Genomic DNA, 26,883 nt, shown 5'->3' with positions numbered 1-26,883 from the left:
GGGGAGTCCCAGCGAATCCCAGCGACTCCCAGGGAGCTCCGGTGAGTCGCGAGGGTCCGGGTGGTGAGCCCCGGTGAGGCGGAACGCGGCGGGGGCCGGCGGATGTTTCACGTGAAACACCCACCGGCCCCCACCTCTGTCCGTACGGGCCCTAGTTGGTGCCGATCTTCGCCAGCAGGTCGACGATCCGGCCCTGGACCTCGGCGCTCGTCGAGCGCTCGGCCAGGAACAGCACCGTCTCCCCCGCCGACAGCTTCGGCAGCTCGGGCTGGTTGAGCCCCGCCGAGGTGTAGACGACGAGCGGCGTGTGGTTCAACTGCCCGTTCGCCCGCAGCCAGTCGACGATCCCGGCGCGGCGGCGGCGTACCTGCATCAGGTCCATCACGACCAGGTTCGGCCGCATCTGGCCCGCCAGCGTGACGGCCTCGGTGTCGGTGGCGGCGCGCGCGACCTGCATACCCCGCCGCTCCAGCGTGGCCGTCAGGGCGAGCGCGATCTCCTCGTGCTCCTCGATCAGCAGGACCCGGGGCGGGTGCTGCTCGCTGTCGCGGGGAGCGAGGGCCTTCAGAAGGACGGCCGGATCGGCGCCGTACGCGGCCTCGCGCGTCGCCTGTCCCAGACCGGCCGTCACGAGCACCGGGACCTCGGCGGCCACGGCCGCCTGCCGCAGCGACTGGAGCGCGGTACGGGTGATGGGCCCGGTCAGCGGGTCGACGAAGAGCGCGGCCGGGAACGCCGCGATCTGCGCGTCCACCTCCTCGCGGGAGTGCACGACCACCGGCCGGTAGCCGCGGTCGCTCAGCGCCTGCTGGGTGGAGACGTCCGGCGCGGGCCAGACCAGCAGCCGGCGCGGGTTGTCGAGCGGCTCGGGCGGCAGCTCGTCGTCGACGGGCTGCGGGTGCGGCCGGTTGGCGACCTCCACGGCTCCCCCGGGCCCGTCCAGCGGCTCGGGACCTTCGGCACCCTTGTCCGGCGCCCCTATGGCGTACGCCCGCCCCTGCCCCTCCGAGGGCGGGGAGAGCAGCGACGTCGGGGACGGGCCGGGGCGCTCGGCCTCGGTGGTCCCGGCGGGGCGCTCACCCTCGGGGGGCGTGCCGAGCTTGCGGCGCCGCCCCGAGCCGGAGGGGCCGGAGGGCTGCTGGACGAAGGGCACGCCCTGGCCGAGGGTGCGCACGCTGAACGCGCGGCCCTGGGAGGCGTCGTCGGGCAGGGGGGCCGCCTCGGCGGGCAGCGGCTGGCGGGCGGGCTGCGGTGCGGTGCCGCCCGCCGTCTCCGGGCCGTTCGCCGGAACGGCCCCGCCGACCGCCCACGCGGGCGGCTGCTCGACGGGGTGCGGCTGCGGCGGAGTGTGCTCGTCGACGTCGTCGTTGCGTACGGCGCCGTGGTGCGGGCGGCCGGCGGGGCGGCCCTGGGCGGGCCCGTTCGCCAAAGGCCGGTGGGCCGGGGCGGGTCCGGCGCCGGGGCCGTTGGCCAGCGGGCGGTGGGCCGGGGCCGACGGGGCCGGGAGGGGCTGGTGCGGGTCGGGGACCCCGGGCCGGTTCGGGTCCGCGGGGATGCCGGTGCCCTGGCCGGGCGCCGTTCCGGGCAGCCCCAAGGGCCTGCCGGGACCGGCCGCACGGGAGCGGTCGGCGTCGGCCGGACCGGCGGGCCGCGCGGTGTCCGGGCCGTGCGGAGCGAAGCCCTCGGGCGGGACCGGGCGGTCGGCGTCGGCGGGCGGGAGGGCGAACGCCGTGCGCACGGCCCCCTCCTCCGCCTCCGGGGCGGCCGCGAGAGCCCTGCGGGCACGACGGCCGCCGGGCCCCGCGTCGGCGGCGCGCGCGTCCCCCGGTTGCCCGTCCGGGTCGGGGACCGCCTCGCCGCCACTGGCGGGCAGCGCGCGGCGGGCGCGGCGGCCCGAGGGAGCGGCCGGGTCGCTCGCCATGCCCTGGGGCGGAACGGTCTCGCTCAGCGCGGCCGGCCGCCCGGCGCCGGGCTGGCGGGCGCTCTCGGCGGCGGTGACGATCGAGCCCTCGGAGGGCGCGGCGCTCCCCTCGGCGGGGCTGGGACGCCCGCGCCGCCGCCCCGTCCCGGAGGAGCCGCCCGTGTCGCCCGAGGGTCCGGCCGGGCTGCCCGAAGTCCCGTCGCCGGGGGCGCCGGTGGGACCGGCGCCGGGAGCGTACGGCTGCGCGCCGCCCGGGGCGGCCTCGGTGCCGGGCATGCCGACGGCCGGGCCGTTGGGGGTCCCGCCGGACGGGCCGCCGGGGCCGAAGGGATGGGCACCGGGGGCGCCTTCCGGCGTACCCCCGGCGGAGCTGTGGGGCACGGCGCCGACCGGTCCGGCACCGGGCGCACCCGGCACGCCCGGGGCACCGGGGACGCCCGGGGTGCCCGGCAGGACCGGAGCACCGGGGGCGACCGGCGCACCGCCCGCTCCCCGGCCGCCGGACGGGCCCCCGCCCGGGGTGCCCCGTCCCGTAACGGAGGCCCCGCCGGGCCCCTCACCGGAACCCGGACCGCCGCCCTCGCCCGCCTGCTGCGCGGGGAGGCGTTCGAGTGCGGCCGGGGACGCGGCGGACGGGTCGGGCCGCTGGTCCTCCTGGGCGCGGCCCCGGCGGCGGCCGGTCGGGGACTTCTCCTCCTCGACGGGGCTCGCCAGGAACGCGTCCGTGGAGGCCCGTCGGGCGCGGCGGCGGCCGGAGCCGGACGGCTGGGCCGGCTCCGGCGCCGCGACGAGGGCGACCTCGGCCGCGGCGGGCTCGGGCACCGAGCCCGCGCCCTGCCCCAGCGGCACCTCCAGGACGTACGCGCTGCCGCTCATGCCCGGCACCTCGACCGTCTGGAGCACACCGCCGTGGGCGCGCACGATGCCCTGGACGATGGGCTCGTGGACGGGATCGCCCCCGGCGTACGGCCCGCGCACCTCGATGCGTACGACGTCGCCGCGGACCGCCGCCGCGACGACGACCGTGGAGTCCATGTATCCCCCGGCGGCGACCGGGGCGTTGCCCGTGGCGTCGACGCCCGCCACGTCCGCCACCAGGTGCGCCAGCGCCGTGGAGAGCCGTACGGGGTCGATCTCGGCCTCGATGGGGGGCGCGTGGACGGCGAACTGGGCCCGGCCCGGCCCGATCAGCTCCACGGCGCCCTCGACGCCCGCCGCGACCACGTTTCCGACCAGCACCTTCGCCTTCTTCAGCTCCTCCGTACCGGAGTCGAGCCGCTGGAAGGCCAGGACGTTGTCGACGAGGGTGGTCATCCGGGCGTACCCGGCGGCCAGATGGTGCAGCACCTGGTTGGCCTCGGGCCACAGCTGGCCCGCGTCGTCGGCCGCCAGCGTGGACAGCTCGCGGCGCAGCTCGTCCAGCGGCCCGCGCAGCGAACCGCCGAGCACCGAGAGCAGCTGCTGGTGGCGTGCGGACAGCGCGTCGTAGCGGGAGGTCTCGCGCTCCAGGACCTCCGCGTGCTTCTTGGCCTGCTCCTCGTACGGGCGGCGGTCGGTGAACGTCATCACCGCGCCGACCAGCAGATCCCCGTCCCGTACGGGCGCGGTCGTCAGGTCGACGGGCACGGCGGCGCCGCTCTTCGCCCACAGCACCTGGTTGCGCACCCGGTGCTTGCGACCGGACTTCAGGGTGTCGGCGAGCGGGCTGCCCTCGTACGGGAACGGCTCGCCGTCCGCGCGCGAGTGCAGCACCAGCGGGTGCAGCTCCTGGCCGCCGAGGTCGCTGGCGCGGTAGCCGAGGATCTGCGCGGCGGCCGGGTTGACCAGGACGACACGGCCCTCGGTGTCGGTGCCGACCACACCCTCCGCCGCCGCGCGCAGGATCATCTCGGTCTGCCGCTGCGAACGGGCGAGCTCCGCCTCGGTGTCGACGGTGCCGGAGAGGTCACGGACGACGATCATGAGGAGCTCGTCGCCGGAGTAGTGCGCGCCGCCACTTCCGTAGGAGGAGGACGGCGAGGCGTACGCGTCGCGTCCGTCCTCCAGGTTGGCGCTGGTCACCTCGACGGGGAACTCGCTGCCGTCGGTGCGCCGGGCCACCATCCGGGTCGGCTTGGTGCGGCCCTGCTCGTCCTCGGAGTCGGGGCGGCGCATCGACCCCGGGATGAGCTTGGAGTCGAAGGAGGGCAGCAGGTCGAGCACGCCCCGCCCCACGAGCCCGGTCCCCGGGGACTCGAACATCTCCAGGGCGATGGTGTTCGCGTTGACGACCGTGCCGTTGCAGTTGACGAGCACGAGCCCGTCCGGAAGGGCGTCAAGTATGGCTGCGAGGCGAGCAGCGCCTCGGGATGGCCTGCTGCTCACGACGACGCTTCCTCCCTGAACCACTGCACCTTGCGGCCTGTCACTGGGAGGGAGTCTAAAGGCAGGGGATGGGCGCGCGACGGCGGATGAGGGGGAGCTCTCACCAATCTTCTGTGACCACGGCGTATGCCGGGAGATCGCGCCGACGGTGTGGGGCGCGTCCGGCTCGCGTGCCGGGGCCGCGTGCTTCGGGCGCCCCGTAGGGACGCTCACCGTCTCGCCGTCCGAGCCCTCACGGAACATTCACCGGGCACGCACCGGGGTCTCCACCGGGACGCGCACCGGGGTCCTCACCGGGACTCTGGCCGGGGCGTTCATCGAGACGCGCACCGGGGTCTTGACCGAGAGGCTCGCCGAGGGCTCCGTCGAGACGCTCACCGAGCACCCGCCATGGTCGTCACCCGGCACTCACCGGGGTCCGGGCAGAACCGGGACCAGGGTCCTCCACCGGCTGATCTCGCACCCGTTGCGCAGGTTGTACTTGGCGTCCACCGGCCGCCCCGCCCAGCTGCCGGTGACCCGGGCGGTGGCGTCGCCGCCGTAGATCATCGTGCAGCGCGCCTCCGGGGGGACGGGCGCGAACGGATCCTTGCCCCAACCGGTGAGCTTCTCCATCCGGTCGCACGCCTGGAGGATCTGCGGGTGGTCGCCCCCGGGCGGGTGGCACTCCAGCTCGTACGTCCCGTCGGTCTCCCCGTTGTGCGCGATCCTCACGGTGAGGTGGTCCGGGGCGGGCTCCTGGTCGTGGCCGCCGAGGAGGGGGAGCGAGGGCAGCGGCAGGGGGGCGGACGCCAGGGCCGGGGGCGCGGTGGCGAGCGCTGCCGTGGCGGCGGTGGCGAGCGCGGTGACGACGAGGCGACGCAGCATGCGGGCTCCACGGGGTGGACGGGGCGGGTCCGGCCCCACCGGGGCGGGACGGATTCGGCATGCCTAACGCGCCGAAGCCCCGCGCGTTGCGCCCGGACCGCCGGCCGGCGACGCGGCCCGTCCCGCGAGACCGCTCCGGACCGCCGCCCTTTCGACCCCCGGTCCCGGGACGGACCGCAGGTCGGCCGCGCCCCGCAGGCGGAAAACGTGGGCCGCCTAACGCTTTGCCCTGGCGCCCACCTGCCTAGTACCGTGGGGTCCGATTGGTGACGCGGAGCAAGGCTGTGTCATCATCTGCACGCACCACTCGCGTACGCGAGAGGGTGTGCTGGAGGCGTCGCCTAGTCCGGTCTATGGCGCCGCACTGCTAATGCGGTTTGGGTCTTAAAGCCCATCGAGGGTTCAAATCCCTCCGCCTCCGCCAGCTCAACCCGAAGCCCTGGCCCCACGGCCGGGGCTTCGGTCGTTTCCGGGCTCGGTCGTTTCGGGGCTTCGGTCGTTTCCGGGCGGGCGGGGCCGCGAGGGTGCCGGGTGGGGCTGCCGCTGTATTCGGGTGGGCGGGGCTCGGTTGCGTCGCCCCTCTGCCCTCTGCCGGCCTGCGGCTCACCGCCCGCCCCATGCGACCGCGACACCCGATCTCCGCGCTCCAGGCCACCTGATCCGGTGACCCCGGTCACATTTCCCCTGTTACGGGCACATCGAGGCCACCGGGCCCGCTTCGACACCTGCGCCTCGGCGAGGGTATTTCCGCAGGTCAGAGGGGGTAGGGCCAATGGATTTCGCGTGACGGCGCAGGTCATGTAATGTTGTTCCCGCAACGCCGACCGGGAAGAAAAAAACCGGGAAGCAACGCAACAAGCACTCGTAGCTTAACGGATAGAGCATCTGACTACGGATCAGAAGGTTGCAGGTTCGAATCCTGCCGAGTGCACACAGGTGAGAGGCCCCCGGAGATGATCCGGGGGCCTCTTGCGTTGGGCCGTACAGCAGCGAAGTACAGCAACCAGGTCAGCCGCTACCGTCCATCGCGCCGGAAAGCTGGTCGAGTGCCGAGCGCACCTCTTCCTCGCTCGCTTCCGCGTAGACCTCCATCGTCATGGCGATCTGCGAGTGCCGCAGGATGCGCTGAGCGACCTTCGGGTGCACCTTCAGGGCGACCAGGAGCGAGCTGCACGTGTGCCGGGTGTTCCGCAGCGGGATCACTCGCAGGCCCGCGCGCCGAGCCCGCAGGGCGAACATCCGGGTGAGGTTCCCCGGCTCGATCGGTGTCCCGTACTTCGTCGTGAAGATCAGGCCGTGATCGTCCTGCCACGCGTCCCCGATGGCCTTGCGGTCGCCGGACTGCTGAGCGCGACGCATCCGGAGCGCCTTCAGGCAGAGTGCGGGCAGGGGCAAGAAGTCGTCGGAGTCCTCGGTCTTGGTCTCCCGGTGCAGGATCTGGCGGCCGGCGCGCTGGATCTGGTGGTCCACGTACAGCTCGCCGCGCTCGAAGTCGACGGACTTCCACGTCAGGCCCAGGACCTCACCCCGGCGGAGCCCGAGGCAGAGCACGAGCATCCAGGCGGCGAACAGGTGGTCATCCCGAGCGGCGGCATCGGCGAGGAACTGTCCGGCCTCTGCGACGGACCACGGCTTGATCCGGCGGCGGCGCGGCTTGGGCACCTTCACCAGGGAGGCGACGTTCTTGCTGATCTCCTCCTCGGTGACGGCATGTGTCAGGGCAGCTCGCAGAGCATCGCGGGAAGCCTGGATGACGCGGCGGGAGGGGTACGCCTCGCAGCAGTCCCCGACCGCGCAGCACTTCCGTCGGGCCGGTGCTCGCCTCGCATCCTTCCCCTGGGCGCAGCACTGGCAGACGGTCGCCAGCTTGGTCAGCCACTCCCGCACATCGCGAACGGTCAGCCGGTCAAGGCGCTTCGCCCCGAGGTAGGGGGCGATGTAGAGGCGCACGCAACCCTCGTACGAGACGTACGACAGCGGAGCGAGGTTCGGCTTCACGATCGAGTCGAGCCAGTAGGCGAGGAAGACCGACACTGTGCGGTGCCGAGTGGCGACCGGCCCCTTCTTCGCCTCCGCATGGAGGCTGAGCCACTTCTCGTGGACCTCATCCCGGGTCTTGCCGTACGCGTACTTCCGGGCCCGCTTGCCGTCCGGTTTGGTCACCCAGACGTAGGCCGCGTAGCCGTTCTTATACGGGTAGATGGAGCCCTCACCGTTGCCGCGCTTGCCGCTCATGCCGTGTCCCCCTCAGCCTGTCGGGCCAGGCGTTCGACGTACTCGTCCACGTAGCGGGGGAGGATGCGCCGACTGCGACCGTCCTTGATGGAACGGATCTCGCCGGTCAGCACCAGCATCTTGGTCTTGGAGAGGCCGTAGCCGAGCATTTCGGCGACCTCCGCGGTGGTGTGCCACTTCCGTTCGATCACTGCCGTGGTCATGCGTCGGCTCCTTCCAAGGGCCAGTCGTCTTGCAGGGCTTCGCGGGCGAGTTCGCGGTTCTGCTCGATGTCGCGTCGGATGTTGGCGGCGAGCCAGGACTCCCCTGGGGTGTGGCCGTGTCCGGCGTAGGTCCAGTGGGCGAGCGTGAGCGTGGTCGCCTCAGAACCGTCGTCGGGGTCGGGCAGGCCGAGGGCGGCGCGGTGCTGCGCGGCGCGGTAGTCCGCGCGGACCTGTCGCAGGGCGCCGAGGGTGGTGGAGTAGGCGCGGGATTTGGTGGAGAAGTGGCCGCGGAAGCCGAGCATGTGCGCCCAGTCGCGGAGCTTGCGGTCCGGGTAGATCTCGTGCAGGTCGAGGCAGGCTTCGATCAGGCGTCGGGCGTGGTCGGGCACGTCGAGGAGCACGAGGGCTTCCTTGTTGCCGATGCGGCGGTCGACGGTGCCGGTGGTTTCGGCGGCTTTGGTTGCGTACTTGGCGACGTAGGAGGCCACGGCCTGCTCGGTGATCTCGGAGCCGTCCCCGAACGCTTTGATCTCGCGCACGTCGAGCCGGTCGCCCCAGCAGAAGACGCGGGCCGGGTGTTCACCGGAGGCATCCAGGTCGACGCGGACCCGGACCGCCGCGGCGTGGATCGCGTCGGTGAGCAGGGCAACGGTCGCCCAGTGCGGGGGCGGGCTGTCAGGGCCGTCCGGTCCGTCAAAGCGGATCACGGCGTGGAAGTGGATGGCGCCGCGCTTCTGGTACTCGGCGACCTTTCCGAAGGACACCTTCGACTGCTCGCGGGTTTCTTTCTGGGTGAGGCCGGAGCGGGCGGCGATCTCGCGGCGCAGGTAGATCGTGAAGAAGCGCCACAGCTCAGAGGCGTGGTTGTTCCACAGCACCGCGCCCGCGTAGTCGTACGTCTCGGGATCGAGCGGGGTGCCCAATTCGGGAGCGTCCTCGCGGTGCCACGTCCCGCAGCGGCAGGGCCGGGTACCAAGCCGGTTGTGGACCGGTCCGAAGGACGGGGCGGTGAGGGTGGCGAAGACCCTGGGGTGGTCGCGGATCGTGTGCGGGGTGCCCTTGTCCGGGTCGCCGACGAGGCCGGCGCGGATGAGGTGGTAGGTGTCGCCGGCGTAGGTCCAGGCGCACGCGGGGCAGCGGGAGGCGCGCCGGTTGCCGCAGGCGACCCGCAGCCGTCCGTCCGGCTCGCTGTCGGTCGCGTACGAGTAGAGGACCTGTCCGGTGCTGCGGTCGCGGGTGACCGTGGAGCCTCGGAGGTGGATGGGGTCGGAGCAGCCGCCGGTGCGGCGGATCTGGTCCTGGATGCGGTCGAAGCCGGGAGCCCCGGCCACCCTGAGCACGTCGGCGAGGATGGCCGGGTCCAGGCCCGCCATGGTGGCGGTGTCATTCACGCGGCCACCTCCAGCGCGTGATGGAGGACAGGCCGGAGTACAGCGGTTGCGAGCAGGGGTGGAACGGCATTGCCGATCTGCAAGGAACGCTGTCCCTTGTTGCCCTGGAAGGGGTAGCCGTCGCGGAAGGACTGGAGGCGGGCGCCCTCTTCGGGGTCGAGGTTGAGATGGCTGGAGGCTGCCTGCCTGCCGCCGACATGGCCGATGGTGCCGGACACCGTGTAGGCGGGACGCTTCCATGCCCAGTGGTCCGGGTTGCCCATGGCAGCCCGCATGGCCTTGCGGGAGGTGTTGCCGAAGGGTTCCGCGCCGCCGGCCTTGGTGCCACCGCCTGTGACGGTGGGGGCGGGGCGCTGGGTGTAGCCCCAGCCGAGGGCTTCAGCCATGGTGACCCACGGCTTGAGGGCGGGCCCGAACAGGGCGTCGGGGCCGGGGTCTTTGGCATGGGTCGCCTCCGGAGGTGCCACCTGGACGCAGCGGGAGGCGAGGAAGAAGGCACGGCGGCGGCTCTGCGGGACGCCGTAGTCGGCGGCGTTCAGGACACCGCTCCAGGCGGAGTAGCCCAGGCTGCGGAGGATGCCCGCCATGTGGGCGAAGAGCGGGGCGGCAGCCGGGACCTGTTCAAGAGCGATCCATTCGGGGCGCACGGCGAGGGCATAGCGCAGGGGCTCAACGACGAGCAGTGACCGGGGATCGGCGCATGCAGCACGGAGTGCAGTGCGCGTGTCGCGTCCCTGGGCGAGGTCGTCAAGGCCCTGGTGGCACAGGTCCATGTCGTCGTTTCCTGCACGGTGCCCGGCGGCGCTGAAGGGCTGGCAGGGCGCCGAGCCGATCAGTCCGCTGACCTTTCCGGGGAGCTGGGCAGGGGGGCAGGCGGCGACATCGGCGCGGACCGTGCAGTGCCCGGCGGCAGCACGGGTGGCACAGGCAAGTGCGTCGATCTCGATCCCGACGTCCTGGAGGCCGAGGGAGCGTAGTCCCTCCGACCATCCGCCGGGGCCGGCGAACAGGTCGAGGACGAGGGCCCGGGGCGTGGTGTTCATTCCCCGCCCTCCTTCACGGCGTGGCGGTCGAGCCATTCCTCCGCGCACACCTTGTGGACGGGCTTGCCACGGTCCGAGCGGAGCGGGGTGGGCCTGGTGCAGATCACGCACGGCTTGTCGCCGGTGTGGTCGTAGTGCTTCTTGTCGCTCCAGTCCAGGAGAGCCATGGCGATCACGCCCCAGCGCGGGCGTCGGCACGCGTGGAAAGGGCGTGGCCCGTGCCCTTGCAGAGGGGGCAGACGGTGTGGAGGAGGACGCGGGAGCCGTCACGGCGGCGGTTGCCGGTGGTGATGGCAACGGTCGGGAAGCCGTCGCAGTGGCGGCAGACCGGACGGTTCGGGGCGTGCTGGGGCATGATGAGGCATCCCTTTCGGGTCCGTTGGATCTGGAGGGGTGGAGCCGTCCGGGGCGGCGGAGACTTGGCGGTTGAGGCCGCCCCGGAAGGCGTTACTTGATGCGGCCAGCGCGCGTACGCGTGGCGTTGAAGACGCGCTTGTCCTCGCGCGTCGCGGTGCCGTTGTTGATCCGTTCGGCGATGTCGTTCAGAACCCGAGTACCTTCGCGCTTGGCCGCCTGGATCTCACGCTCGACCTTGTGGTGGTCGGCCTCGGGACGCTTGCTGAAGATGCTCATGATCAGTGCTTCCTTTCGTGGTTGAGGGTCGAGCGGATGACGAGGGCGACGATGGCGAGAGAGCCCGCGGTGATCGCAACGGCGAGAAGCATGGAGACCAGCACGGCACCCACCACGAGCACGGCCGCGGTGCCGCCGCCGACGAGAAGGAGCAGCGAGCCGGGGGTGAGTTGGACGGACGACCGGTTGGGCACCAGGGCCGGGGCGGGAGCCTGGTGCTGGCAGGAGCAGGCTGCCGGGACGTGCTGGTGACCGTCCGCGGCGCCGGTGCCGAACGGGATGACCTGGCCGGTTGGCTGGTCGTTGACAGGGATCTTCGGGACTAACACGGGTGGTACTCCTTCCGTAAGGATCAGTTGAGAAGGGAGCCGACAGTGGGGCCGAGGGAGCTTTGGGCGATGAGGTAGCCGCCGAGCAGGAGCAGGACCACGAGCCAGAGCGGCGGGCGGGCGAGCTTGATGCCCAGGACTCCGACGACGGTCACGGCGAGCCAGAGCGGAACGTCCATGTCGTCTCCTAAGTCGGGCAGCGGTGGGTGCGGGCGGCGAGTTCGGCGGCCGAGCGGTTGTCGTACTCCGCGGAGAAGTCGCAGCGCGGTGCGGTGCAGGCGGCCGTGTGGCGTTGCCGACCGTGGCCGTCGTAGAAGGTGGCGACCTGCACGGGGCCGAACTGGCGGACGTCGCGGAAGCGCCGGTAGGCGGTCATGACGGGTCTTCCTTTCAGGCGAGTTGGAGGTGAGCGGCAATGGAGTCGACGACCGGTGCGGGGAGCCCGAGCTGGGCCCGCAGGTGGGCGACCGGGAGCGGGGCGCCCGTGGTCGCGCGGTGGTGGTCGGCGAGCTTTCGGGCGTGGTCCAGGAGTGCCGGCGGAACATTCGCCGGGACGCCCACCGGCTCTGGGGCCGGTTCAGCCGCGGGCAGTTCCGGAGCCAGTGCGGCGGACTCGCGGGCGGTGTCGAGTTCCGGCGCCAGGTCGTCGGCGCGGTGCAGGTCGACCGCGGGCGCATCCTCGGTGTGCTCCGGCGTAGTCGGCGCCGGGTCGGGGATGGTCTCGGTGGGGGTGTGGACGAGGAGCGTGCCGCCGAGGAAGGCGAGCGCGGGCCATCCGGCAACGACGATGCGCAGCCAGGCCGGAACGTGAGCCAGGTCGAGAAGCCCGGCGGTCGCGATGTTGGCGCCGAGCGAGGCGAACAAGGCGATCAGGAACCAGGCCCAGGCCGCGCGGTCACGGCGGTTGGTCCGCAGGCGGCGCCAGGCCGCGACAAGCAGCAGGTCGACGCTGATCGGGTAGGCCCACGCCTTCCAGCCGGACTGTCCGGCTGATTCGGCTAGATCGTTCAGGTGGGAGAAGGACAGGGCTCCGGCGATCACCGCTTGGATGAATACGGCGTCCAGACGGATCGAGCGGTTCACGTCGCTTCGCCTCCTTCGGGTGTTGAGCCGGGGGCGGGACGGGGCGTCGAGTCCGGCCGCCCGGCCCCGGCGGTTCATTCGGTGGGTGCGTTGCCGGAGCCGAGACAGGTCAGACAGAGCCCGGTCTGCTGGCCGACGACGCGGTGCCTACGACCGACCCGGACGCTCCGGGAGACCTCCCCGGAGCCCTTGCAAGCCGGGCACTTGACGGGCTCGGAGTCGTCCGGTGCGTTGTTCAGCACGGACAGCAGCGCGGATTCCAGAGGGTCGTACGGCTCCGGACTCGGCTCGGGCTGCGGGAACGGGATGACGCTCATGAGGTCGTTCCTTCCGGCTTCGGACATGGGCGGGGTAGGGACCTGGCGCGACGGTCACGCCAACCGGATGGAGCAGCAGGTCAGAAAGCTGCCGGGGCGTGCTCCGGCATGGGCGGGATGATCAGCGTGGGAGCAAGCGGCACGACCGGCCGGAATGGCTCCAGGGCCGGGAGATCCGGGATCAGATGGACGGACTCGCGGCAGGCGGCCACGGTGTCCTCGACCGAGGTCAGCGGGGTCCGGATGCGGCACCAGCCGCCGGACGCATCCGCGGCGACAGCCTGGCCGGGACGGTCGGCGGGGATTGTGCACGCGGCCGGCACCGACTCCGGGGCCACGTCGTTCAGCCCCATTTCCGCGGTCTGCTTGTCGTTGACCCGGTGCACCACCCGGCCGGTGAGCTGGGCCCGGAGCATGGTGGCGCCCTTGCCCAGCTCCGAGCCGAAGCGCTGCCCGCAGATCTCCAGATAGATCCCGACCGCGCGGGAGAGCTGAGCGAGCCGGATCAAGCCGGTCACGATGCGCTCGCGGCGCTCCTCATCCTTTTTGGAGGAAATGAGGAACAGTTCCGCGATTTCATCGACCAGGACCACGACCGGCGCCGGACGCAGATACTCGGGCAGCTCCCACAGGTCCGAGACGCCCTGCTTGGCCAGCAGATCGAAGCGGTCTTCCATCTCCGCCACCAGCACATCGATCAGTGAGGCAGCATCGTCCGGGGTGGTCGCGAGCGCAGACAGCCGCGGAGCGTAGCGGGACTGCTCGACCCCGCGCTTGCAGTCGATCCCGACCAGGGCGACGGGCAGTCGAGCCAGCCCCTTGATCAGGTTGCGCTGATACATGGACTTTCCCGACTGGTTCGCACCGAGGGTCAGTGCGTGCGGGACCTCCCGGTAGTTCCGCTCATAGGCGGTCCCGTCATCCCGGAGCGCAACCGGCACCACCAGGCCGTGCGGAGTCGACTTCTTCGGCATTCGTACCCGGCGCAGCAGATCAAAGCCGGTCATTCGCAGCTCCACAAACCCCGGCTTGGTCGGGCGGACGTGGACCGCGTGAACGCCCCAGGCGTGGCGCAGACGCTCGGACGCGGCGGCCAGGTCCGCGGGCTCCAGACCGGCGGGCAGCCGGAGCGTGACCCGAAGACCGGTCGATGTTCCCCACACCCGGCGGACCTTCGGGGCCACCGGCCGGACCTCGTGACGGGCGACCCGGCGCGCCATGAACGCACGCAGACCGGACGGCTGCACCGTCAGCCCGCACACATCCATCGTGTTCCGGTACGAAAGGGCGAAGCGGCCCCAGGTCATCGGCAGCCCGACCGTCGCCCAGTACGCCCGCGGTGCACGGACCTTGGCATAGCCGACGCCACCGGCCGACGCTAAGACGCCGGACGCCTCCAGCCACACGAACGCGTCAGCCATGATCAGACCCCCGTCGTGATCGCGATCGCCCGGAACGAGATGCCGTGACGCTTCTGGCCGTTGAACTCGTTCTCCCAGTCACGCGCCTTCAGCCCGGTCACCCGGACCGGCATCCCCGGCGCAAGGTCCGCCGGGAGACCCGTCTCCGGGATCGTCACCTGGTAGAGGTTGCCCTCTCCGTCGTCCGAGACCAGCAGGCCCACAGTCGACAGCGGCGCATTCGTGTCGCGGTCCACCGCCCGCTCACCCGTCTTCTGGTTCACCAGCTTCGGCGTCGGCGCGGTCGCCACGAACACAATCGCGGTCTGAAGGTCGATCTTGAAGGACGGCATTGGGTCTCCTCTATATGAGTTGCTCTCCTGCACTCATGTACATGAGTGATAGCTAGAAGAGTGCCCGACTCCTGTACAGGAGTCAACGCAATTAGTTACACAGAAGGGGAGTTGGCTTGAATCGAAGGGCCTGTCAGTCCCGCGCCGGGAAGCGATAGTCGAGAACGAACTGGTCAGCAGCCATGATCGTGTCGCAGACCTCCACCACTCGACCCTCATCTGAAATCGCGTTTCGGACAAGGTGGATCACAGGGGCGCCGGGGCTCAGCGCCAGAGCCGTTGCCTCTGCCTTCGTTGCAAGCCGAGCACGGACAGTCTCAACGAACTCCGCAAGCACGTGGCCGTGCTCCTCCAGTCGAGCGTAGATGCCTCCACCTCCGGGGTTCTCGGCGAACATCTCCGGAATCTCCTTGATCACGTCCCAAGGCAGATAGGAGGTGGCCTCCTCGGTGGGGACGCCATCCCTGAAGTAGCGCCGCTTACGAGCGAGGACTTTCGAGCCTGCCGACACTTCAAGCCGTTCGGCAATCTCCGACGGTGCGTCGACCGGGCCGACAAGCAGGACGTTGACCGAAGGGACGCCGCCCGACTGCTCGGTCTCGGCCAGATATGCAGCCTTCCCGGCCTTTCGGTGTGCCCGGCGGAAACGGTCCGAGGACTTCCGCTGGACCGGCGGACGCGAGCGCACGAAGGAGCCACGTCCGTGATGCGTCTCGATCAACTGGGCCGCGCGAAGCTCTGCCACTGCCTTGCGGACAGTGCCGGACGCGACGCCGTATCGAGCCATCAGGTCAGACTCGCTAGGCACAGGAGAGCCGGGCGCAAGGGCCCCTGCTCGAATCTGCGCGGCCAGGTCATCCGCGATCTGTAGGTACTTTGCCTTCGCTGAAGACGTCACGCTGTCACTCGCCATAGTCCTACAGTCTCTCCTATCCTCCTGTACATGAGTAACAGCGACCATCAGAAGCCGTCAACGCCCCTCCACTCAGTATCAGTGGCGGGGGTTGTCGTGCGAGAGGACGGACGCGTTCTGGTGATCCGCCGTGCCGACAACGGCCGTTGGGAGCCGCCAGGTGGGGTTCTGGAGCGGGACGAAGCCATCGAGGATGGGGTGCGTCGGGAGGTCTATGAGGAGACCGGCATCAAGGTCCACGTCGAGCGACTCACTGGTGTCTACAAGAACATGACGGTGGGCGTCGTTGCGTTGGTGTTCCGGTGTCGGCCCGAAGGCGGTCACGAACAGCTCTCCGACGAGTCGACTGCTGTCTCCTGGCTTCCCGCAGATGAAGCCATCATGGCGATGAACGAGGCCTACGGCGTGCGCATCGCAGACGCCCTGTCCGGTGGCATGACACCCCACATCCGGACCCATGACGGACGCAAGCTCACCGACCCGGCAGGCTAGTCCGACCGGCCAGAGCCGGAACTGTTACAAGTTTCTCTACCTCATCAAGGCACCCGGCTGCGCTCCGCTCCGCCGGGCGCGCTTCCCGGCTCTGGCTGCGCCCGCGCTCCTGCCTTCGGCCCGCTCGGCGCTGCCGCCGCCGACGCGCGCCCGCATGTGGATAGGGCCGAAGGCCATGAGTCGATCACCGCATAGAGCGGCCTACGGTCAAGACGATGCCTCCGGCGGGGGATCGGCCGGCACCGGGATGGAGGGAGCGCCGTTCCCGGCCGCGGGCACATCGTGGTGAACGTGGTGGGCTCCCATCCCGTCCACCGTCGACCCAGGCATAGCCGAGCAGACGCGGCCCATGGCGTCCAGGTCGTTCGTACAGTGGCGCGCTCCACCTGGACGCCATGAACCACGCCCGCTCCACGGTGTGTGGGTCGACGGCGGACGGGATGGGAGCTGGGGGTGGGTGGGGTTGAGCCGCTAGTGTCATGCAGAAGGCAGACAACATGCGAGCCTCATGAGTGCTCATGCAGCCTCATGAGGGCCGCATGAGGCTGCATGAGGTTACTCTTGAGCATCAGAGGAGCCCAGGAGGTTAGGTCAGTGACTGAGAACGAGCTGCTTGACTTGCTAGTGAAGCTCCGCCGCTTTGGTGGAGATCATTTCACTTGTGAGGTGAAGCGTTCACAGGGCGGCCTGCCAGCCTCGATGTGGGAAACTGTGAGCGCTTTCGCTAACGCTCAAGGTGGAATCATCATTTTGGGCGTAGACGAGAAATCCGGCTTCACCGTTGTTGGTGTGAATGAGCCAGCCAAACTTGAAGCGAATCTTGCGGCGGTATGTGCCGAAATGGAGCCTCCGGTACGCGCAGAGATGACTACCGTTGAGCTTGACAGTCATCACGTGATCCTCTGCCAGGTTCCTCCCACGCCGCGAGATCAGCGCCCGTGCCACAAGAAGGATCGCGGCCCTTGGGCAGGGTCCAGGCTCCGGGTCGGCGACGGTGACCGCAAACTGACGGATTACGAGGTGTCTGTTCTCCTCTCGAATCGGAGCGAGCAACGCCAGGATCTACGTCCCATCACTGAAGCCGCACTAACCGATCTGGATACAGAACTAATCCGTGGGTTCTTGCGTCGGGTGCGAGAGACTAAATCTTCGATCTTCAGCAGAGTCGCTGACGAAGAGGCATTGCGAATGCTCAATGTCCTCGTGAAGCACGAGGGCAGGCTCGTCCCATCACTGGCAGGCCTTCTCGTTTTTGGGATTTACCCTCAGCAGTTCGAGCCCCAACTCGACGTCACCTTTGTAGCTTACCCAACGCCCGAAGCTGGCGTGCTTGGCCCCTCAGGTGAACGCTTCACAGAGAACCGCTCCATCGACGGCTCTATTCCGCAGATGGTGAGTGAATGTATTCGCACACTAAAGCGCAATATGAAACGTCGAAGTATCGTTTCCGGTCTCTATCGCACAGATGAGTGGGAGTACCCGGAAGAGGTTTTGCGTGAGGCGCTGGTGAACGCGCTGGTACACAGAGACTACTCCGAGTTCGCCCGCGGAATGCAAGTGCAGGTAGAAATGTATCCGGACAGGCTTGTGATCCGAAACCCTGGCGGCCTCTATGGGCCTGTTGAGGTGAATACCCTGGGTACGGAAACTGTTTCCTCGTCCAGGAATAGGGTACTACTTAAGATTCTCGAAGATACTCCTTACAGTGACAATCGAATGGTTTGTGAGAACCGAGGTAGCGGAATCGCTCGAATTCGCATCTCGCTAACCGAGGCGGGCATGGAGCCTCCGCGATTTGTTGATGACATCTCCTCCTTTACTGCGGAATTTCCAAACCACACCTTGATTGATGACGACGCCCTCACCTGGTTGGGGAGTCTGAGGTCAGGGCCGCTGTCCAGGCCTCAGATGACTGCTCTGGTGATGATGCGCAACGGTCAAACAATGACAAACAGTTCATACAGAGCCGCGACAGGCGTGCACGACAGCAGGGCTGCTAGTCGTGATCTCAAAGACCTCGTCGACAGAGGCATCGTTGAACAGTTCGGCACGCGCGGATCTACGTTCTACACGCTTGAAGGTGGGCAGGCCCCGGACTCTGAAGAAGACCTGTTCAGTGACCTGGCTGAAGGAGCGGCATCGGCTGCGGTAACCGCAGAATACGAGGAGACCGAGTCGGCGCTGGCCGATGGGGCCAGCCAGAGCGTGACCGACCTCCAGAGCGCGGTACTGGCGTCGCTCTCTGAAGGGGACCTTCATAGGCACGAGATTGAGGAAAAGACAGGCTTCGATGCCATTCAAGTACGTGGTGCCCTCCAGGCCCTACGTGAGAAGGGGCTTGTTGCCTTGGTGGGCAAGCCTCGGTCACGGCATGCACGCTGGCGTGCGCGGTGAGTCGCAGCAGATATAGGTGGCGGGACCGCAACACGTACAGCTAACTCGCCCGCTGCCGTACAGCAGCGCAGTACCGCAACCCCAGCAACCGCCCCCGTCTGGCAGCGTGCTGTCGTGGCCCGGCAGCGACCGCTATGACCGTCCCTGACGGTTCCGGCTAGAGCTACGGATCAGAAGGTTGCAGGTTCGAATCCTGCCGAGTGCACAGCGAAGGCCCCCCGGAGAGATCCGGGGGGCCTTTTTCGTGTGTCCGCTTGTGTCCGCTTGTCCACAGGCTCGCCCCGGTGTCAGTGGGCCCGGCTACCGTCGATGACATGGCTGGGGTCTGGCGTAGTGGTGGGGTTCGGTGGGGGGACGGTGGGGCTGGGCTTGTTTGGGTGGGGGAGTGGGGGGATCGGCGGGTCAGTTCCCTGGTGCGGGGTGGGGGTGTCGGGTTTCGGGTGGTGGGGGAGCGGGGGTGTGTGGGGGCGCGGGGGAATGCGTGTCCCGGGGGGCTCGTCGTGGGGCGGGGGAGTGCTCAGGCTCGGTGTGCGGAGTGTGCGCGGCTCGATCGGGTCGGGTCCGTCGCCGCCGATGGGGTGCCGGAGGATCCCCGGGTCTACCGGGTCTATCTCGCCTGGTTCGGGAGCGGGCTCGTCAAGGTCGGGATCACCGCTGAGGAGCGGGGAGGCGCGCGGCTGCGGGAGCAGGGGGCCGTCTGCTTCTCCTGGCTGGGGCGCGGGCCGCTGATGGCCGCCCGGCGGTGCGAGGAGTTGCTGCGGGCCGCGCTGGGGGTGCCCGATCGTGTCTCGTACGAGCAGAAGAGGGTCGTACGGGCCTCGCTCCCCGGGGTCGGGGAGCGAGCGGACGAGGTGCGGGCGCTGCACGGGCGGGCCGTCGCGCTCGGGGGGTGGCCCGAGTCGCTGGAAGCGCTGCCGTGCCGCGTCGTCGACCACGGGGCGCTGTTCGGGCTCGACGCCCTGGTGCCCGCGCACGGCGTGGTGCGTGAGCTGGCGCCCGACGGGGTCGTCGGCGGGCGGGTGCTCGCCGTCGCCGGGCCCGATCTCCATCTGGAGGCGGTGGGCGGACGCGTCCTCGTCCTCGACACCCGGCTCATGAGCGGATGGGGACTCGCCGCCGCCCCCGCCGACAGCGGCATCACCGTACCCGTGCGGGCCCTGCGCCCCCCTGACGTGCAGGACCAGCTCTTCTGACGTCTCAAGGTCAAGACTTGGATCCCTTTTGGATCCCTTCGAGTAAGGGGTATGGACACGTTCACCAATGACAACGGAGGGTGGGGCGCATGAGCGATCACCTTGTGCCCCGTCCCATCGCCGGCATCGAACCGCCTTACCACGTCGTCGTGTTCAGCTCCCTGCGCACCGAGGACGACGGGGGGTACGGCGAGACCGCCGACCTCATGAACACACTCGTCAAGGAGATACCGGGCTACCTCGGCCACGAGAACGCCCATACCCCGGGCGGCCTCAGCATCACCGTCTCGTACTTCCGCGACGAGGAGGCCATCACCGCCTGGCGCTCCCGCCTGGAGCACCAGCGCGCACAGCGGCGCGGGCGCGCCGAGTGGTACGAGAGCTACAGCTGCCATGTCGCCAAGGTCGAGCGGAGCTACAGCTTCCAGCGCGACAGCGGTGAGGCAGGACGCGACGGGGACAGCCTTGCCGGCCGCTGAAGCCGAAGACGTTCTCGTACGGGAGTTCTCCGCCCAGCTCGGCCTGCCCGGGCTCGTCGACGTGCACACGCACTTCATGCCCGAGCCCGTCCTGAAGAAGGTGTGGGCCTACTTCGACTCGGCCGGGCCCCTCACCGGCGTGGAGTGGCCCATCGCGTACCGCGAGGAGGAGGCGCGGCGCATCGAGATCCTTCGGGAGTTCGGGGTGCGCGCCTTCACCGCGATGCTCTATCCACACAAGGCGGACATGGCCCGGTGGCTCAACGGCTGGGCCGTCGACTTCGCGCGGCGCACGCCCGGCTGTCTGCACACCGCCACCTTCTTCCCGGAGGAGGGGGCGGGCGCGTACGTCGAGGAGGCGCTCGGCGCCGGAGCGCGGGTCTTCAAGGCGCATGTGCAGGTGGGGGGTTACGACCCCAACGACCCGCTGCTCGACCCGGTGTGGGGCGTGCTCGCCGAGGCGGCCGTGCCCGTCGTCGTGCACTGCGGCTCCGGGCCCGCGCCCGGCAGGCACACCGGCCCGGAGCCCATCGCGCGGCTGCTCGCCCGGCACCCCCGGCTGCGGCTGGTCGTGGCGCACATGGGGATGCCGGAGTACCGGGACTTCCTGGCGCTCGCCGACGCGTACGAGGGGGTCCTGCTGGACACGACCATGGCGTTCACCGACTTCGGCGAGCGGTTCGCGCCGTTCCCGGCGGACGCGCTGCCCCGGCTGCGCGACCTGGGCGGGCGGGTGCTGCTCGGGTCGGACTTCCCCAACATCCCGTACGGCTATCTCCACCAGCTCGAATCCCTCGAACGGCTCGGGCTCGGGGAGGAGTGGCTGCGGGGCGTCTGCCACGACAACGGCGCGCGCCTCTTCGGCCTCCCGGACATCGGCCACCCCAGTCACCCCGGCCGCCCCAGCCCCGGTCACCCCAGCCCCGGCTCCCCCGACCCCGGCTCCGCCGGTCCTGGCCCCGTCCCCGCCCCCTGAACGCCCCTCTTTCTCAGGGAATTCACAGGAACGCGCAAGGACGTTCTCAGGGGCGGCTCACAGGGTGGTGAGCATGACCATCACCTCCCCGCAGGGGCGTACCGAATTGCTGAGGCCGGACGGGACCGCCGTCCGGGTGCTCGTCGTGGACGACGAGGCTCCGCTCAGCGAGCTGCTGTCCATGGCGCTGCGTTACGAGGGGTGGGAGGTGCGCAGCGCCGGGGACGGGGCCGCTGCGGTGCGCTCCGCCCGGGAGTTCCGGCCCGACGCGGTGATCCTCGACATCATGCTGCCCGACATGGACGGGCTCGCCGTGCTGGGGCGGCTGCGGCGCGAACTCCCCGACGTGCCCGTGCTGTTCCTCACCGCCAAGGACGCCGTCGAGGACCGGATCGCGGGGCTGACGGCCGGCGGCGACGACTACGTCACCAAGCCGTTCTCGCTGGAGGAGGTGGTGGCCCGGCTGCGCGGGCTCATCCGCCGCTCCGGCAGCGCGGCCGTACGGAGCGAGTCGCTGCTCGTCGTCGGCGACCTCACCCTCGACGAGGACAGCCACGACGTGACCCGGGGCGGGGTCAACATCCACCTCACCGCAACCGAGTTCGAGCTGCTGCGCTATCTGATGCGCAACCCCCGCCGGGTGCTCAGCAAGGCGCAGATCCTCGACCGGGTCTGGTCGTACGACTTCGGCGGCCAGGCCAACGTGGTGGAGCTGTACATCTCGTACCTGCGCCGGAAGATCGACGCGGGGCGGACGCCGATGATCCACACCCGGCGGGGGGCCGGGTACCTCATCAAGCCCGGTGAGTGAGCGCGGCCGCCCCTCCCTGCCCGGCCGCCGCCCTTCCAGGCTTGCCCGCCGGACCTTCCGGATCGCCCGCCGTCCCTCCCGGCCCTGGACCCTCCGTACCCGCCTCGTCGTCTCCGCCGTCGCGCTGATCGCGGTCGTCGCCGCCGTGATCGGTACGGTCACGGTCATCGGGATGCGCTCCAACCTCCAGCGGCAGCTGGACGACGCGCTGCGGCCGGCCGTCGAGCGCACGCACCACGTCCTGCCCAGCGACGCCGGCACCGGCGCGGGTTTCGTCTCCGCGCCCGGGCAGCCCTTCGGCACGGTCGGGCTGCGCACCGGGCCCGAGGGGCAGGTCGCCGGGGCCATCAGCGTCCGGGGCGAGCCCGGGTCGGCCCGGCCGGACCCGAAGGCGCTCACCGCCGACCAGATCGCCGCGCTGGCGGCGGTGCCCAGGGACGACCGTGTCCACACCGTCCCGGTGCCGGGCCTCGGCTCGTACCGGGCGCAGTGGTCGAGGGACGGCTCGGCCCTGCTGGGCTTCCCGTTGAAGGATCTTGAGTCGACCGTCAACACGCTGATCCTGGTCGTCGTCTCGGTGACCGCCGCCGGACTGGTCGCCGCCGGGATCGCGGGCGCCGCGATCGTCGGGGTGGCCCTGCGTCCGCTGCGCCGGGTCGCCGCGACCGCCACCCGGGTCTCCGAACTGCCGCTCCACAGCGGCGAGGTGGCCCTGCACGAGCGGGTCCCCGATGCCCAGGCCGACCCCCGTACCGAGGTCGGTCAGGTCGGCGCGGCGCTCAACCGGATGCTGGGGCACGTCGGCTCGGCGCTGGCCGCGCGGCAGGAGAGCGAGACGCGCGTACGGCAGTTCGTCGCCGACGCCAGCCATGAGTTGCGCACCCCGCTCGCCTCCATCCGGGGGTACGCGGAGCTCACCCGGCGCGGTACCGAGGAGGTCGGGCCCGCGACCCGGCACGCCCTCGGGCACGTCGAGGCGGAGGCCCAGCGGATGACCGGGCTGGTGGAGGATCTGCTGCTGCTCGCACGGCTCGACGCCGGACGCCCGCTCTCGTACGAGAGCACTGATCTCTCCCCGCTGGTCGTGGACGCGGTGAGCGACGCCCGGGCGGCCGGGCAGGCGCACCACTGGCGCCTGGAACTCCCGGCCCCGCCCGCCGACCACGCCCCGGCGCCGTGCGGCCCCCTCCGCCTGTCCGGAGACCCCGGATCCCTGCCCGCATCCCTGCCCGAATCCTCATCCGGCGCCCCCGTCTCCGTCCTCGGCGACGCCCCCCGGCTCCACCAGGTGCTGGTCAATCTGCTCGGCAACGCCCGTACCCACACGCCCGACGGCACCACCGTCACCGCGCGCGTGGCGCGCCGGGGCGCGTGGGCCGTGCTCGACGTCGAGGACGACGGGCCGGGCATCCCGCCCGCCCTCCTCCCGCACGTCTTCGAGCGGTTCGCGCGCGGCGACGCCTCCCGCTCCCGCGCCCACGGCTCCACCGGCCTCGGACTCGCCATCGTGCAGGCGGTGGTGGCCGCGCACGGCGGCACGGTCGCGGTGCGCTCGGCTCCCGGCCGCACGGTCTTCACCGTATGCCTGCCGGCGCACGACGACCCGGCCCACCACCCGGCCCACCACCCGGCCCACCACCCGGCCCACCACCCGGCCCACCACCCGGCCCACCACCCGGCCCACCACCCGGCCCACCACCCGCGCCTCAACCCGGACCCCACCCCGGCCCACGACCCGGCCCCCACCCCGGCCCGCGCCCCCGCCGCCAACCCGGGCCACCTAGCCCACCCAGCCCACCCAGCCCACCCGGCCCGCCCCCTCGCCCCGCGTTCGCCCCAGCACTCACAGCCCTCCCACAGTCGCACCACACAGGTGTGACAGCGGCCCTCGCGAGGGTCGGTGGCATGCGAACCGACATCTCCGTGGGCACCTTGCCGGCCCGTGAGCACCTGCCCGTCGGCGCGGCCGGCGGGCCCGTCCTCGACGTGGTGGTCCCCGTCCACAACGAGGAGAAGGACCTGGAGCCGTGTGTGCGCAGGCTCCGCGAGCACCTGGCCCGCACCTTCCCGTACGCGTTCCGGATCACCGTCGCCGACAACGCCTCCACCGACCGCACCCCCGAGGTCGCGGCGCGCCTGGCCCGGGAGATCGCGGGCGTGCGCCATGTCCGGCTGGAGCAGAAGGGGCGCGGGCGGGCGCTGCGGGCCGTGTGGTCGGCCTCGGACGCGCCCGTGCTCGCGTACATGGACGTCGACCTGTCGACCGATCTGAACGCGCTGCTCCCGCTGGTCGCCCCCCTCATCTCGGGCCACTCCGACCTGGCGATCGGCTCCCGGCTCAGCCGGGCCTCGCGGGTGGTGCGCGGGCCGAAGCGGGAGTTCATCTCGCGCGCCTACAACCTGATCCTCAAGTCCTCGCTCGCGGCGCGCTTCTCGGACGCCCAGTGCGGGTTCAAGGCGATACGGCGCGAGGTGGCGGAGCGGCTGCTGCCGATGGTGGAGGACACCGGCTGGTTCTTCGACACCGAGCTCCTCGTGCTCGCCGAGCGGGCCGGGCTGCGGATCCACGAGGTGCCGGTGGACTGGGTGGACGACCCGGACTCGACCGTCCACCTGGCGCGGACGGCGGCCGACGACCTCAAGGGCGTGTGGCGGGTCGGGCGCGCCCTCGCCGTCGGCGCGCTCCCCCTGGACCGGCTCGCGCGCCCCTTCGGGGACGACCCGCGCGACCGCGCGCTCAGCGGCGTTCCGGGCGGGCTCACCCGGCAACTCGTCGGCTTCTGTGTGGTCGGCGCGCTCTCCACCCTCTTCTACCTGGGCCTCTACTCGCTCTTCCGGGCCGGCACCGGACCCCAAGCGGCCAACGCCGCCGCCCTGCTGGTCTCCGCCGTCGCCAACACCGCCGCCAACCGGCGGCTCACCTTCGGCGTACGGGGCCGGGAGCGCGCGATGCGCCACCAGGCGCAGGGGCTCGTCGTGTTCGCGATCGGGCTCGCCCTGACCAGCGGCTCCCTCGCGGCCCTGGACGCGGCGGGCGGCGACCCCTCGCACTCCACCGAGCTGGCCGTCCTGGTGGCGGCGAACCTGGCCGCCACCGTGCTGCGCTTCCTCCTCTTCCGCGCCTGGGTCTTCCCGGACCGTGCCACCCCGCTCCCCCACCAGAAGGACGCCACCCGATGACCACGACCTCCCGCCCGGCCGACGCGCACGAGGGGATCGTCGCGGTCCGGCCCGGGTCCGCCGCCGTCCGGCTGTGGCGCGGGCGCGCCACCGACCCGGCCTGGGTGCGCCCCGCCTTCCTCGGCCTCCTCCTGCTCACCCTCCTCGCCTACCTCTGGAACCTCAGCGCCTCCGGCTACGCCAACTCCTTCTACTCGGCGGCCGTCCAGGCGGGCGGCGAGAGCGGGAAGGCGATGTTCTTCGGCTCGCTGGACTCCGCGAACGCCATCACCGTCGACAAGCCCCCGGCCGCGCTATGGCCGATGGCGCTCTCGGTGCGGCTCTTCGGCCTCGGCTCCTGGCAGATCCTGCTTCCCGAGGTCCTGATGGGCGTCGGAACGGTGGCGGTGCTGTACGCGGCGGTACGGCGCCGGTTCAGCCCGGCGGCGGGGCTGATCGCGGGCGCGGTGCTGGCGCTCACCCCGGTCGCCGCGCTGATGTTCCGCTTCAACAACCCGGACGCGCTGCTCGCCCTGCTCATGACCGTCACCGTCCACTGCGTGCTGCGGGCGCTGGAGGACGCGCGGACGAAGTGGCTGGCGTGGGCGGGTGTGGCCGTCGGCTTCGCGTTCCTGGCCAAGACGCTCCAGGCGTTCCTGATCCTGCCGCCGCTCGCCCTGCTGTACGCGGTGTGCGCGCCGGCGCCCCTGCGCAGGCGGCTCGGACAGCTCGCCCTGGCCGGACTGGCGGCCGTGGTGTCCGGCGGCTGGTGGGTGGCGGCCGTGGAGCTGTGGCCCGCGTCCTCGCGTCCGTACATCGGCGGCTCGCAGCACAACTCCTTCCTGGAGCTGACCTTCGGCTACAACGGCCTCGGCCGGATCAACGGCGACGAGACCGGCAGTGTGGGCGGCGGGGGCGGCGGCCGGGGAGGCGGCGGCTGGGGCTCGACCGGCCTCGGCCGGATGTTCGGCGCCGAGGTGGGCGGCCAGATCTCGTGGTTGCTGCCGGCCGCGCTGCTGCTGCTCGTCGCGGGCCTGGTGGTCACCTGGCGCGGCAAGCGCACCGACACGGCCCGGGCGGCGTTCCTGGCCTGGGGCGGGGCGCTGCTGATGACGGCCGGGATCTTCAGCTTCATGGCGGGGATCTTCCACCAGTACTACACGGTCGCCCTCGCCCCGTACATCGCCGCGCTGGTCGGCATGGGGGTCACGGTGCTCTGGGAGGAGCGGAGCCGGATCGCCGCGGCCTCGGCGCTGGGCGCGTCGGTGGCGCTCACGGCGTGGTGGTCGTCCGTCCTGCTCGGCCGTACGCCGGACCACCTGCCGTGGCTGCGCCGGACGGTGCTGGTGGCGGGGCTGGCCGCCGCCGTCGGGCTGGCGCTCGCGGGACGGCTCGACCGCAGGCTGGCGCTGGGGGCGGCGGGGGTGGGGCTCGCGGCCTCGCTGGCCGGGCCTTTCGCGTACACGATGAGCACCCTGGACACCGGCCACACCGGCTCGATCGTCACGGCGGGCCCGGCGGGCGCGTCCAGGGGCGGCGGCCCCGGGGGCGGCCGGTTCGGGGCGGGCCCGGGCGGCCAGGACGGGCGTCCGGGCATGCGGGCAGGTCAGGGGCCGGGTCCGCAGGGCGGCGCCGGAGCGCTGCCCCCGGGGGGCGGCCCCCAGGGCGGCCCGAACGGCAGCCCGGCCCAGCCCCCCGGCGGCGCCCAGCTCCCGGGCAACGCCCAGCCCCCCGGCGGCGCCCAGCTCCCCGGCGGCGCTGCCGGTCGCGGCGAGCGCGGGGGGCCCGGCGGGATGGGCGGACTGCTCGACGGCCCCCAGGTCGGTGCCCGGGCGAAGGCCCTGCTGAAGGCGGACGCGGACGACTACACCTGGGCGGCCGCAACGATCGGCGCCCAGAACGCCGCCGGCTACCAGCTGGCCACCGCCAGGCCCGTGATGGCGATCGGCGGCTTCAACGGCAGCGACCCCTCGCCCACGCTCGCGCGGTTCAAGGCGTACGTGGCCGAGGGGAGGATCCACTACTTCATCTCCGGCGGCGGCATGGGAGGCCGGGGCGGCCGCGGCGGCGCGGCGACCGGCAGTGCCATCGCCACCTGGGTGGAGGCCTCCTTCCAGAAGGTGACCGTCGGCTCCGCCACGTTCTACGACCTGACGGCACCGGTGACGTAGGAGCGCGCGGTACGGGAAGAGGGCCGGTGGGGGGGGGGGGGGGGGCCCCCCCCCCCCCCCCCTCCTGTCCGGGGGCGGAATGGGCCTGGGGCGCACGGGTAACCCCGGCCTGAAAAACCACTTCTCCCGTCCAAAAAGGCTCCTTCCTGCTGCCGA

At 71.3% G+C, this 26,883-nt stretch carries 27 protein-coding genes and 2 tRNA genes; 11 read left to right on the top strand and 18 right to left on the bottom strand.

Annotated elements, in window-relative coordinates:
• Window positions 1-151 precede the first annotated feature (151 nt).
• The 3 genes from AC069K_RS35435 to AC069K_RS35425 form a co-directional block, all read right to left on the bottom strand.
• Window positions 152-4,285 carry a hybrid sensor histidine kinase/response regulator gene (locus tag AC069K_RS35435; RefSeq protein WP_478622921.1) on the bottom strand — a complete coding sequence of 1,378 codons (4,134 nt, stop codon included), beginning with the start codon at window positions 4,283-4,285 and terminating at the stop codon, window positions 152-154.
• A gap of 243 nt (window positions 4,286-4,528) precedes the next feature.
• Window positions 4,529-4,663: a hypothetical protein gene (locus AC069K_RS35430; RefSeq protein ID WP_478622919.1), complete on the bottom strand. Its 135-nt coding sequence runs from the start codon at window positions 4,661-4,663 to the stop codon at window positions 4,529-4,531.
• Between the two features lie 30 nt (window positions 4,664-4,693).
• Window positions 4,694-5,152 carry an SSI family serine proteinase inhibitor gene (locus AC069K_RS35425; RefSeq protein ID WP_478622917.1) on the bottom strand — a complete coding sequence of 153 codons (459 nt, stop codon included), beginning with the start codon at window positions 5,150-5,152 and terminating at the stop codon, window positions 4,694-4,696.
• A 330-nt stretch (window positions 5,153-5,482) separates the two neighbouring features.
• On the opposite strand from AC069K_RS35425, the gene AC069K_RS35420 reads away from it, so the two are divergent.
• Together AC069K_RS35420 and AC069K_RS35415 are read left to right on the top strand one after the other, a co-directional pair.
• Window positions 5,483-5,576: transfer RNA gene (locus tag AC069K_RS35420), tRNA-Ser, on the top strand.
• 434 nt (window positions 5,577-6,010) lie between these two features.
• Window positions 6,011-6,083, top strand: a tRNA-Arg gene (locus tag AC069K_RS35415).
• Between the two features lie 77 nt (window positions 6,084-6,160).
• Here the strand turns inward: AC069K_RS35415 and AC069K_RS35410 are convergent.
• From AC069K_RS35410 to AC069K_RS35340, 15 genes are all read right to left on the bottom strand, one after another.
• The gene (locus AC069K_RS35410; RefSeq protein ID WP_478622915.1) at window positions 6,161-7,387 is read right to left on the bottom strand and encodes a site-specific integrase; all 1,227 of its coding nucleotides are present in this window, start codon (window positions 7,385-7,387) and stop codon (window positions 6,161-6,163) included.
• A complete protein-coding gene (locus AC069K_RS35405; protein ID WP_478622913.1) occupies window positions 7,384-7,590 on the bottom strand; it encodes an excisionase family DNA-binding protein in 207 nt (68 codons plus the stop codon). Before AC069K_RS35405 ends, AC069K_RS35410 begins: the two co-directional genes overlap by 4 nt.
• Entirely contained in the window at window positions 7,587-8,981 is a 1,395-nt protein-coding gene (repSA, locus tag AC069K_RS35400; protein ID WP_478622911.1) for a replication initiator protein RepSA, read from the bottom strand. Before repSA ends, AC069K_RS35405 begins: the two co-directional genes overlap by 4 nt.
• The gene (locus AC069K_RS35395) at window positions 8,978-10,024 is read right to left on the bottom strand and encodes a DNA cytosine methyltransferase (RefSeq protein WP_478622909.1); all 1,047 of its coding nucleotides are present in this window, start codon (window positions 10,022-10,024) and stop codon (window positions 8,978-8,980) included. Before AC069K_RS35395 ends, repSA begins: the two co-directional genes overlap by 4 nt.
• Complete coding sequence (locus tag AC069K_RS35390) at window positions 10,021-10,191, bottom strand: hypothetical protein (RefSeq protein ID WP_478622907.1); 171 nt, start codon at window positions 10,189-10,191, stop codon at window positions 10,021-10,023. The genes AC069K_RS35395 and AC069K_RS35390 overlap by 4 nt, the downstream gene beginning before the upstream one ends.
• A 5-nt stretch (window positions 10,192-10,196) precedes the next feature.
• On the bottom strand, window positions 10,197-10,379 hold the full coding sequence (locus AC069K_RS35385; protein WP_478622905.1) for a hypothetical protein: 183 nt from the start codon (window positions 10,377-10,379) through the stop codon (window positions 10,197-10,199).
• A 92-nt stretch (window positions 10,380-10,471) separates the two neighbouring features.
• Window positions 10,472-10,657 (bottom strand): hypothetical protein, encoded by a 186-nt coding sequence (locus AC069K_RS35380; RefSeq protein ID WP_478622903.1) that lies wholly within the window; start codon window positions 10,655-10,657, stop codon window positions 10,472-10,474.
• 2 nt (window positions 10,658-10,659) lie between these two features.
• Window positions 10,660-10,986, bottom strand: coding sequence for a SpdD-like protein (locus tag AC069K_RS35375; RefSeq protein WP_478622901.1), 327 nt, complete (start codon window positions 10,984-10,986; stop codon window positions 10,660-10,662).
• A 23-nt stretch (window positions 10,987-11,009) separates the two neighbouring features.
• Window positions 11,010-11,165, bottom strand: a complete 156-nt coding sequence (locus AC069K_RS35370; protein ID WP_406554001.1) for a hypothetical protein — start codon at window positions 11,163-11,165, stop codon at window positions 11,010-11,012.
• 8 nt (window positions 11,166-11,173) lie between these two features.
• Complete coding sequence (locus tag AC069K_RS35365) at window positions 11,174-11,362, bottom strand: mobile element transfer protein (RefSeq protein WP_478622898.1); 189 nt, start codon at window positions 11,360-11,362, stop codon at window positions 11,174-11,176.
• 14 nt (window positions 11,363-11,376) lie between these two features.
• The gene (locus AC069K_RS35360) at window positions 11,377-12,069 is read right to left on the bottom strand and encodes a DUF2637 domain-containing protein (RefSeq protein WP_478622896.1); all 693 of its coding nucleotides are present in this window, start codon (window positions 12,067-12,069) and stop codon (window positions 11,377-11,379) included.
• 74 nt (window positions 12,070-12,143) lie between these two features.
• Window positions 12,144-12,386: a DnaJ-like cysteine-rich domain-containing protein gene (locus AC069K_RS35355; RefSeq protein WP_478622894.1), complete on the bottom strand. Its 243-nt coding sequence runs from the start codon at window positions 12,384-12,386 to the stop codon at window positions 12,144-12,146.
• A gap of 80 nt (window positions 12,387-12,466) precedes the next feature.
• Window positions 12,467-13,807, bottom strand: coding sequence for an FtsK/SpoIIIE domain-containing protein (locus AC069K_RS35350; RefSeq protein ID WP_478622892.1), 1,341 nt, complete (start codon window positions 13,805-13,807; stop codon window positions 12,467-12,469).
• A 2-nt stretch (window positions 13,808-13,809) separates the two neighbouring features.
• Window positions 13,810-14,139 (bottom strand): SCO3933 family regulatory protein, encoded by a 330-nt coding sequence (locus AC069K_RS35345; RefSeq protein WP_478622890.1) that lies wholly within the window; start codon window positions 14,137-14,139, stop codon window positions 13,810-13,812.
• A 133-nt stretch (window positions 14,140-14,272) separates the two neighbouring features.
• Complete coding sequence (locus tag AC069K_RS35340; RefSeq protein ID WP_478622888.1) at window positions 14,273-15,052, bottom strand: GntR family transcriptional regulator; 780 nt, start codon at window positions 15,050-15,052, stop codon at window positions 14,273-14,275.
• Between the two features lie 18 nt (window positions 15,053-15,070).
• On the opposite strand from AC069K_RS35340, the gene AC069K_RS35335 reads away from it, so the two are divergent.
• From AC069K_RS35335 to AC069K_RS35295, 9 genes are all read left to right on the top strand, one after another.
• Window positions 15,071-15,544 (top strand): NUDIX hydrolase, encoded by a 474-nt coding sequence (locus tag AC069K_RS35335; RefSeq protein WP_478622925.1) that lies wholly within the window; start codon window positions 15,071-15,073, stop codon window positions 15,542-15,544.
• Between the two features lie 594 nt (window positions 15,545-16,138).
• Window positions 16,139-17,938: an ATP-binding protein gene (locus tag AC069K_RS35330; RefSeq protein ID WP_478622886.1), complete on the top strand. Its 1,800-nt coding sequence runs from the start codon at window positions 16,139-16,141 to the stop codon at window positions 17,936-17,938.
• A gap of 314 nt (window positions 17,939-18,252) precedes the next feature.
• Window positions 18,253-19,131 (top strand): DUF2797 domain-containing protein, encoded by an 879-nt coding sequence (locus AC069K_RS35325; protein WP_478622884.1) that lies wholly within the window; start codon window positions 18,253-18,255, stop codon window positions 19,129-19,131.
• An 89-nt stretch (window positions 19,132-19,220) separates the two neighbouring features.
• Window positions 19,221-19,610: an antibiotic biosynthesis monooxygenase family protein gene (locus AC069K_RS35320; RefSeq protein ID WP_478622882.1), complete on the top strand. Its 390-nt coding sequence runs from the start codon at window positions 19,221-19,223 to the stop codon at window positions 19,608-19,610.
• Complete coding sequence (locus AC069K_RS35315; RefSeq protein WP_478622880.1) at window positions 19,597-20,586, top strand: amidohydrolase family protein; 990 nt, start codon at window positions 19,597-19,599, stop codon at window positions 20,584-20,586. Before AC069K_RS35320 ends, AC069K_RS35315 begins: the two co-directional genes overlap by 14 nt.
• 73 nt (window positions 20,587-20,659) lie before the next feature.
• The gene (locus AC069K_RS35310) at window positions 20,660-21,397 is read left to right on the top strand and encodes a response regulator transcription factor (RefSeq protein ID WP_365114334.1); all 738 of its coding nucleotides are present in this window, start codon (window positions 20,660-20,662) and stop codon (window positions 21,395-21,397) included.
• 61 nt (window positions 21,398-21,458) lie between these two features.
• Window positions 21,459-23,276: a sensor histidine kinase gene (locus AC069K_RS35305; protein ID WP_478622923.1), complete on the top strand. Its 1,818-nt coding sequence runs from the start codon at window positions 21,459-21,461 to the stop codon at window positions 23,274-23,276.
• Between the two features lie 26 nt (window positions 23,277-23,302).
• The gene (locus AC069K_RS35300; protein ID WP_478622878.1) at window positions 23,303-24,577 is read left to right on the top strand and encodes a bifunctional glycosyltransferase family 2/GtrA family protein; all 1,275 of its coding nucleotides are present in this window, start codon (window positions 23,303-23,305) and stop codon (window positions 24,575-24,577) included.
• Complete coding sequence (locus AC069K_RS35295) at window positions 24,574-26,727, top strand: ArnT family glycosyltransferase (protein ID WP_478622876.1); 2,154 nt, start codon at window positions 24,574-24,576, stop codon at window positions 26,725-26,727. The genes AC069K_RS35300 and AC069K_RS35295 overlap by 4 nt, the downstream gene beginning before the upstream one ends.
• The last annotated feature ends 156 nt before the right edge of the window (window positions 26,728-26,883 follow it).

The organism is Streptomyces sp. NPDC043908 (assembly GCF_056435525.1).
This window is presented reverse-complemented; position numbering and strand designations above follow the sequence as displayed.

Coding starts and splice junctions, on each gene's coding strand:
- AC069K_RS35405 (WP_478622913.1), bottom strand. CDS start 7,590: ATGACCACGGCAGTGATCGAACGGAAGTGGCACACCACCGCGGAGGTC.
- AC069K_RS35380 (WP_478622903.1), bottom strand. CDS start 10,657: ATGAGCATCTTCAGCAAGCGTCCCGAGGCCGACCACCACAAGGTCGAG.
- AC069K_RS35425 (WP_478622917.1), bottom strand. CDS start 5,152: ATGCTGCGTCGCCTCGTCGTCACCGCGCTCGCCACCGCCGCCACGGCA.
- AC069K_RS35340 (WP_478622888.1), bottom strand. CDS start 15,052: ATGGCGAGTGACAGCGTGACGTCTTCAGCGAAGGCAAAGTACCTACAG.
- AC069K_RS35320 (WP_478622882.1), top strand. CDS start 19,221: ATGAGCGATCACCTTGTGCCCCGTCCCATCGCCGGCATCGAACCGCCT.
- AC069K_RS35370 (WP_406554001.1), bottom strand. CDS start 11,165: ATGGACGTTCCGCTCTGGCTCGCCGTGACCGTCGTCGGAGTCCTGGGC.
- AC069K_RS35410 (WP_478622915.1), bottom strand. CDS start 7,387: ATGAGCGGCAAGCGCGGCAACGGTGAGGGCTCCATCTACCCGTATAAG.
- AC069K_RS35310 (WP_365114334.1), top strand. CDS start 20,660: ATGACCATCACCTCCCCGCAGGGGCGTACCGAATTGCTGAGGCCGGAC.
- AC069K_RS35295 (WP_478622876.1), top strand. CDS start 24,574: ATGACCACGACCTCCCGCCCGGCCGACGCGCACGAGGGGATCGTCGCG.
- AC069K_RS35365 (WP_478622898.1), bottom strand. CDS start 11,362: ATGACCGCCTACCGGCGCTTCCGCGACGTCCGCCAGTTCGGCCCCGTG.
- AC069K_RS35345 (WP_478622890.1), bottom strand. CDS start 14,139: ATGCCGTCCTTCAAGATCGACCTTCAGACCGCGATTGTGTTCGTGGCG.
- AC069K_RS35300 (WP_478622878.1), top strand. CDS start 23,303: ATGCGAACCGACATCTCCGTGGGCACCTTGCCGGCCCGTGAGCACCTG.
- AC069K_RS35325 (WP_478622884.1), top strand. CDS start 18,253: ATGGCTGGGGTCTGGCGTAGTGGTGGGGTTCGGTGGGGGGACGGTGGG.
- AC069K_RS35350 (WP_478622892.1), bottom strand. CDS start 13,807: ATGGCTGACGCGTTCGTGTGGCTGGAGGCGTCCGGCGTCTTAGCGTCG.
- AC069K_RS35395 (WP_478622909.1), bottom strand. CDS start 10,024: ATGAACACCACGCCCCGGGCCCTCGTCCTCGACCTGTTCGCCGGCCCC.
- AC069K_RS35355 (WP_478622894.1), bottom strand. CDS start 12,386: ATGAGCGTCATCCCGTTCCCGCAGCCCGAGCCGAGTCCGGAGCCGTAC.
- AC069K_RS35385 (WP_478622905.1), bottom strand. CDS start 10,379: ATGCCCCAGCACGCCCCGAACCGTCCGGTCTGCCGCCACTGCGACGGC.
- AC069K_RS35390 (WP_478622907.1), bottom strand. CDS start 10,191: ATGGCTCTCCTGGACTGGAGCGACAAGAAGCACTACGACCACACCGGC.